This is a genomic window from Parafrankia sp. Ea1.12, from assembly GCF_900465275.1.
GTDB lineage: Bacteria > Actinomycetota > Actinomycetes > Frankiales > Frankiaceae > Parafrankia > Parafrankia soli.
On record NZ_UBIZ01000595.1, the window covers coordinates 1 to 5,729 of the forward strand.

Here is a 5,729-nt window from a genome sequence, read left to right on the forward strand (position 1 = left end):
TCCATCTGGGCGCAGATGTCCACCGCGATGATGTCGGCACCCTCCTGCGCTAACCGGACCGCGTGGCTACGACCCTGACCGCGTGCCGCGCCGGTGATGAACGCGACCTTGCCGTCGAGCTTTCCCATCTGCGTCTCCCTGAGTCGTGGTGTGGTGTGGTGTGGTGTGCGGGCGAGCCATGCCGTGGGAATGGGCGGGGCTCGGGCTAACCGACGGTGATCGGCAGCGTCTCCCAGCCGCGCATCGTCGACGTCGACGAAAGCGCGGAATTCTCCCAGTCGACGTCCCATCGCGGGAAGCGTCTCAGGATCTCCTCGAGCGCCGCCCTGCCTTCAAGCCGGGCCAGCGCGGCTCCCAGGCAGTAATGGGTTCCGAGGCCGAAGGTCCGAAGGTGACCGGTTCTGCGGTGGACGTCGAACCGGTCAGGGTCCGACCAGCTGTTCTCGTCCCGGTTCGCCGAGGCGATGAGAAGCATCATCGCGCTGCCGGCGGGTACGGTGCGGCCGTGTAACTGGACGTCGGTCGTGACGTAGCGGGCGATGGCATGACCGGTCGGCTCGAACCGCAGCGTCTCCTCGACCGCGTTCGGGATGAGCCGCGGATCGCCCACCAGCTGCGCGCGCTGGTCGGGGTACCGGGCCAGCAGCACCGTCAGCCAGCCGATCAGCCGGGCCGTCGTCTCCTGGCCGGCGCCGGCCAGGACGGTGATGTAGGTCAGGATCTCCTCACAGGTCAGCGTCCGCGTCTCGCCGGCCTCGTCCTCGAACTCGGCGCGCAGCAGCTCCGTCATCAGGTCGTCCGACGGATGCTCGGCCCGCCAGTCGATGTACTCCGCGAACAGGTCCGAGTCCATGAGTGCCTGCTGGGACACCTTCATCTGCTGCCCCGGCTCGGTGCGCAGTTTCGCGTCCGCGCGCTCGCGGATCGCCGGCTGGTCCGACTCCGGGATGCCGAGCAGCATCCCGATCACGCGCATCGGCACCTCGTTGGCGAACTCCGCCATGAGGTCGAAGCTGTCGACGTCGACGAGTCTGTCGAGGCTGCGCCGGCAGAAGTCCCGGACCTGCGGCTCGAGCGAAGTGACCCGCCGCGGGGTGAAAACGCGCGCGAGAAGAGCGCGGTGGATGTCGTGGGCCGGCGGGTCCTCCATCAGCAACGTGCCCGGCGGAATTTCGACGTTAGCCTTGATGATTTCCAGGATCGGCCCGCGGGCCGACGAGAACGTCTTCCAGTCGGTCAGGCAACGGTCGATGTCCTCGTGGCGGCTGAGGGCGTAGAAGTCGTGCCGGTCATTGTAGTAGAGCGGCGCCTCCGCGCGCAGCCGCTGGTAGACCGGGTAGGGGTCGCCGGCGATATCGCGGTCGAAGGGATCCCAGTAGACCGGACCGCTACGACTCATCTGGCGAGCCTCCTTCGATCGGCGCCGCGCCGCGGCCGGTCAGCCACGACCCGAAAACGAAATTTTAACGGTCGTTCTAACTTGATGGGACGCCGCTGTCAATACGCCCAGCTCACCGGGAGAAGAACCCACGAACTCGCGACACGGATGGCGATCACCCGACTACTCGCCGGCAGGATAGGTGAAACCAGGGCGACTACCGCCGGTCCGCCTCCGACGACGGCGTCCGGCAGGACGGGGCACTGCTGTTTCACTTCTCCGGACGCGGACCGCCGGGTCGCGGCGCCAACCTCACCGGCGCGCTGCTGGGTGGGGCGGTTCTCCCTGGCGCCGCACTGGGCAGCACAACCCTCACCCGTGCTCGGCTGGGTGGGGCGGATCTCACCGGCGCCCACGGCCTGACGCAGGAGCAGGTGAACGTCGCCCGCGGGGATGGGCGGGATCCGGCTCGTAGCCTGGGCTCTGTGTATGTGCCCCGCGCCTTCGCCCTCACCGACCTCGACCAGGTCGCTGGCTGCGTTGCGGCCGCGGGAGCAGCCGACCTCGTCACCGTCAGCGGCACCCAGCCGGTGGCCACCCTCGTCCCGATCATCTGGGATCGCACCCCGAGCCGACCTGATGCGCCGCACGGACGGCTACTGGGGCATCTCGCCCACGCGAACCCGCAGTGGCGGACCGCGTCCCCGGGCTGCGCAGCGCTGGCGATCGTGCACGGGCCGCAGGCCTACATCTCACCGTCCTGGTACGCCGCCAAGACCGAACACGGACGGGTCGTCCCGACCTGGAACTACACCGCGATCCACTTCAGCGGACCCGTCACGTTCCACCACGACCCCGAACAGCTCCGTGGCATCGTCACCCGACTCACCGACCGGCACGAACAGCACCGGGAACAGCCCTGGGCTGTGGACGACGCCCCGCCCGACTTCGTGGCCGGTCTGCTGCGGACGATCGTCGGCTTCGAACTCGCCGTCGCGTCGGTGACGGCGAAGGAGAAACTCAGCCAGAACCGCTCCCCCGCCGACCGCGCCGGGGCCATCGCGGGGCTGCGCGGGGAACCCGACGCAGGGTCTGCCGCCATCGCCGACCTCATGCAACCCCGGCCACCTGGGCAGAACTGACACCCCGGGTTGGTCCGTGGCCTGCTCGCAAGCAGGGTTGGCGGCATGTCGGACGCCGTATAGGAAGCGACCGCGTTCCCGCTGGCCGGGTTGTCGAGCCCCTCGTGTCGCGGAAGCACCCCTTGGTTGTCGACCGGAGCACAACATTCCGCGTGTCGCCGGGCCGATGATCTGAAATCTGATCAATTCGCCGTAACGGGGAGACCCTCATCGCGTAGAACTCTGCTGGTGGTCAACGACAGGGGAACGCGCCGGCAGAATAGCCGGCGCTGGCTGTTGATCAGCGCTGGAATCGCCGTGGCAGGCGCAGCACTCTCTGTTATGGGCGTCTGGTATCCAAGCGACGGACGTACATGCGGCCGTCACGGTTCTGGCCCGGCTGCCCATCCGTCGAAGCATCCCCCGGGCGGACCTCGACGGCGCTGATCTCACCGGCCCCGCCAGACTGCGCGGGCTCCGAGCTCCTCGCGGCAGCCTCACCGAAGCCTGGCTGGGCGCGGCAAACCTGACGCGGGCCGGGATAGAAGGGGCGGACCTCAGCGATGCTCGGGGACTGACACAAGAGCAGGTGAACTCCGCCCGGGGCGACAGGCGAACTCGACTACCGGCCGATCCAATTCGGCCAGCCTCATGGACCTAGCCTTCACGATCAATCGGCGCCGTGTCTACCGACGCCCCGGCGGGCTCTGCGTTCGCCTGATCCGGATCACTCACTGCCCGGTGCGCCTCGGCGAGGTTGGTCGCTGTCGGGCAGGATGGACTTCGGCAACTCGGATGGAGGACGCCAGGTCGGTGCTCGTGGCAAGCCTCCGACCGGAGCGTGATGTCGCCGTGATAAGGATACGGCGCAACATCATCGACGTCAGGGCCCTCGGGGGGAGGCAAGCTGTGCTTGTGATGCGGCGGAGTGCCGGTGATTTCACCCGCTGACGGTCAGGCGGAGTCCGACGAGGCCGGAGACATCCACGGCACGGAAGACACCCAGGAGACCGACGGGAGCGGGGCCAGCCGCGAAACCGGAGCGCCGGCGGTGGGATCCCCAGGACCGACGGCATCCGACCACGCTCATACGGAAGCCGCATCCCCTGACGAACGCCCCGCCGCGAACCGATCAGAGCTGACCCGGCCGATGGTGCCGCTGTCGGCGGAGGAACCGACAAGGATCGGCGACTACCAGCTCCTCGGGTTACTGGGGCGTGGAGGCATGGGTAGCGTCTACCTGGGCCGCTCACCGGCCGGGCGGCAGGTGGCGGTGAAGGTCGTCCGATCCGACCTCGCCGCGGATCCGGAGTTCCTCCGCCTGTTCCATCGAGAGGCCCAGCTCGCCCGACGGGTCGCCCGCTTCTGCACAGCGGAGGTGCTTGACGTCGGGGCGGACGCTGGCCGGCCGTTCCTGGTCACCGAGTATGTCGACGGCCCGACGCTGTGGGACGCGGTCAACAGCGGCGGACCGTTCGGTGCCGCGCAGCTCGAACGGATCGCGATCGCCGTCGCCACGGCGCTGACGGCGATTCACGGTGCGGGGATGGTGCACCGCGATCTGAAGCCATCAAACGTGATGTTGTCCGGAGCTGGGCCGCTCGTCATCGACTTCGGTATCGCTCATGCCCTCGACGGCACCACCCAGCTCTCGCGCACATCGACCGGCACACCGGCGTTCATGGCACCCGAGCAGGCCCGCGGCGAGGGGGTGGACCCCGCCGCCGACGTGTTCGCCTGGGGTGGCGTCGTGGTCTTCGCGGCCACCGGCCGGCCGCCGTTCGGCACCGGTCGGCCCGAGGTACTGCTCTACCGGGTGGTGCACGAGCGGCCGGACCTGAGCGGTATCCCCAGGCCCCTGCTCGCGGTCGTCGCTGCGGCGATGCGCTCAGAAGCCGCGGCACGCCCATCCGCTCAGGAGCTCTACAACCTGCTGCTGACCGCGGCGACCCAGGCTTCACCAGTGGTCGTCTCACCCCTGCCGGCGGTGTCGACGGACGAGACCGACGTCACCTCCGAAACCGATACCGAGATCGACGCCGACACCACGATGGTGGGCGCCTCCGATTCCGGAACCGACCTCCCGGCCGCCGCGCCTGAAAGGTCGATCGAGGTCGACGACGCCGCTCAGGCCGATGAGACCGCGTCGATGGCACCGAGCGACTTCGTGGCGCCTGGAGTTGGCGGTCCTGGCCTCAGCGTCGGCTCCGCGGGTGTCCCAGGGCCAGAGCCCTCGGGCCCAGGCGTCACGCCGACGGTCCCGACGCGGCGCCGGGTCCGAGCGTGGAGGCTGCTGAGCACATTCGGCGGATCGTTGGCGGACGGTAGCCGGCGGGAGATCGTCGCCCTGGGACTTGTCGGGGTGCTCGTGCTTCTGGGCGTCCTGCTCGCCCTTGGAGAGGCCGGCGGTCCCGGTTCCTCGCCGAGGGCGGACGGCGCGCAGCCATCACCCATGGTGGCCGTACCTCTACTGACAGGTCGCGCGGTCGCCGACGCCGAGGAAGCGCTGCGGGCTCTCGGGCTGCGCCCGGTGCGAGCCGAGGCAGTGACCAGCGACGTGGTCGCCGCTGGTCAGGTGGTTGCCCAGGATCCGCCCGATGGTCGGCGAGTCCCCGCAGGCGGTGCGGTGCGGCTGACCCTCAGTTCCGGGAGCGCGCAGGTCGAGGTCCCCGATGTCGTCGGGCGCACCGAGGAGGAGGCCAAAAGCGCCCTGACCTCGGCGGGGTTCGTGGTGACGGCGTCCACCGAGCTCAGTGACGATCGACTCTCCGGTCAGGTGATCCGAAGCGTCCCCGCACATCCACAACGCGTCGCACGCGGGAGCGAGGTCGCGCTGGTCGTCAGTTCCGGACCGGCCACCGTCGTGATTCCGGCCGGACTCGAAGGCCAGATCTATGGCACCGCCCGCCAGCGCCTGAAGAACCTCGGCCTCACCGTCAACGGGACCTTCGAGACCAGCACACGGGTCCCCGCAGGCCAGGTCATCAGAAGCAGGCCCGGCGCCGGCCAGCGCGTAGCGGTTGGCTCGACGGTTACGCTCACCGTCTCGTCCGGAGCGCCCGCTCCTCGACCGAGACCCAGCGACGGTCAGTCATGGTCGTGGTGACCGGGACACGTGGCGCGCAAGCCCTGTCCTTCAGGGCAGGGTTAGCGCATCAACAACGGGGCGGCAGGGAAGTTGGCTATTCTGTCGGGTGTGGGTTCTCGGGTGGTGAAGCGGGCATATCGTT

General features: G+C 69.0%; 3 protein-coding genes and 2 pseudogenes. 3 read left to right on the plus strand and 2 right to left on the minus strand.

The annotated features are described in order from the left end of the window. Together FMEAI12_RS32625 and FMEAI12_RS32630 are read right to left on the minus strand one after the other, a co-directional pair. A pseudogene (locus FMEAI12_RS32625) lies at window positions 1-128 on the minus strand (SDR family mycofactocin-dependent oxidoreductase); the annotation flags it as partial. A gap of 77 nt (window positions 129-205) precedes the next feature. Next, complete coding sequence (locus FMEAI12_RS32630) at window positions 206-1,399, minus strand: cytochrome P450 (protein WP_112109016.1); 1,194 nt, start codon at window positions 1,397-1,399, stop codon at window positions 206-208. Window positions 1,400-1,644: 245 nt separating this feature from the next. On the opposite strand from FMEAI12_RS32630, the pseudogene FMEAI12_RS39385 reads away from it, so the two are divergent. The 3 genes and pseudogenes from FMEAI12_RS39385 to FMEAI12_RS32650 all read left to right on the plus strand — a co-directional run. Then, a pseudogene (locus FMEAI12_RS39385) lies at window positions 1,645-1,779 on the plus strand (pentapeptide repeat-containing protein); the annotation flags it as partial. A 33-nt stretch (window positions 1,780-1,812) separates the two neighbouring features. Further along, window positions 1,813-2,520, plus strand: coding sequence for an FMN-binding negative transcriptional regulator (locus FMEAI12_RS32640; protein ID WP_235014949.1), 708 nt, complete (start codon window positions 1,813-1,815; stop codon window positions 2,518-2,520). Window positions 2,521-3,649: 1,129 nt separating this feature from the next. Then, on the plus strand, window positions 3,650-5,605 hold the full coding sequence (locus tag FMEAI12_RS32650; RefSeq protein ID WP_112109018.1) for a PASTA domain-containing protein: 1,956 nt from the start codon (window positions 3,650-3,652) through the stop codon (window positions 5,603-5,605). Window positions 5,606-5,729: the final 124 nt, after the last annotated feature.